Here is a 1,469-nt window from a genome sequence, read left to right as displayed (position 1 = left end):
CAACAGACCACGGGCCGAGGCACTTTCGTGCCATTGGCGTTCGTGGCGGGCGAGGCGTTCCAGTTCGATTGGTCCGAAGACTGGGCGATCATCGCCGGCGAGCGGACCAAATTGCAGGTGGCCCACGTCAAGCTGTCCTACAGCCGCGCCTTCACCGTGCGGGCCTACCCGCTCCAGACCCACGAGATGCTGTTCGACGCCCATAACCACGCTTTCCGCGTTCTGGGCGGCGTTCCGCGGCGGGGCATCTACGACAATATGAGGACTGCCGTCGACAAGGTCGGGCGCGGCAAGCAGCGCCAGGTCAACATGCGCTTCTCGGCGATGGTCAGCCACTTCCTGTTCGAGGCCGAGTTCTGCAATCCAGCGTCCGGTTGGGAGAAAGGGCAGATCGAGAAGAACGTTCAAGATGCCCGTCACCGGCTCTGGCAGCCTATGCCTAACGTGTCGTCGCTGGACGCGCTGAACGATTGGCTGGAAAGGCGATGCCAGGATCTGTGGGCGCTGGCACCCCACCCGACCCAACCCGGCACGATTGCCGAAGCCTGGGCCGAGGAAGTCGGTCAACTGATGCCAACGCCTCGTCCGTTCGACGGGTTCGTCGAACATACCAAGCGCGTTTCTCCGACCTGCCTCGTTCATCTCGAACGCAATCGCTACAGCGTGCCGGCGTCCTTCGCCAATCGCCCGGTCAGCCTGCGCGTTTATCCCGACCGCATCGTCATCGTCGGCGAGGGGCAGGCCATCTGCGAACATCGCCGGATCTTTGCCCGATCGCATGATCGTCAGGGCCAGACGATCTATGACTGGCGACATTATCTGGCGGTCGTTCAGCGCAAACCCGGCGCCTTGCGCAATGGTGCGCCCTTCGCAGAACTGCCGGCAGCCTTCAAAACCTTGCAGCAGCACCTTCTCAAGGTACCCGGCGGGGATCGTGAGATGGTCGAGATCCTGGCCCTGGTCCTCCAGCACGACGAAGAGGTCGTGCTGTGTGCGGTCGACATGGCTCTCGAGGCTGGTGTTCCAACCAAGACCCACATCCTCAATCTTCTGCATCGCCTAATCGACGGAAAGCCGATCGCCCCACCGACTGTGCAGGCTCCCCGGGCGCTCGCGCTGACCACCGAGCCCCGTGCCAATGTCGAACGCTATGACGCCCTGCGCCGGACTGCGGAGGTGCGCCATGCGTCATAACCCGGCCAGCGGCGCTATTGTGATCATGCTGCGCAGCTTGAAGATGCACGGCATGGCACAAGCCGTCAGCGAACTGACCGAACAGGGTGCGCCGGCCTTCGAGGCGGTCATCCCGATCCTGTCACAGCTCTTGAAGGCCGAGACAGCCGAGCGGGAGGTCAGATCGACGGCCTACCAATTGAAGACGGCCCGCTTCCCGGCCTACCGCGATCTCAGCGGCTTCGACTTCGCCAGCAGCGAGGTCAATGAAGCCCTCGTCCGCCAACTTCATCGTT

At 63.0% G+C, this 1,469-nt stretch carries 2 protein-coding genes; both read left to right on the top strand.

Translation table 11 applies throughout. The features are described from left to right. Window positions 1–1,194 (top strand): IS21 family transposase (istA, locus tag ASF71_RS22140; RefSeq protein WP_056304195.1); only part of this gene is annotated, 1,194 nt, incomplete at its 5' end. Then, a partial coding sequence (locus ASF71_RS22135; protein WP_235514700.1) for an ATP-binding protein occupies window positions 1,184–1,469 on the top strand: 286 nt, incomplete at its 3' end. The genes istA and ASF71_RS22135, both read left to right, overlap by 11 nt.

The organism is Deinococcus sp. Leaf326 (assembly GCF_001424185.1).
In the GTDB taxonomy this organism is placed as follows: Bacteria; Deinococcota; Deinococci; order Deinococcales; family Deinococcaceae; genus Deinococcus.
Note: the sequence above shows the minus strand (reverse complement) of the source record. Positions and strands in the feature narration are given on the sequence as shown.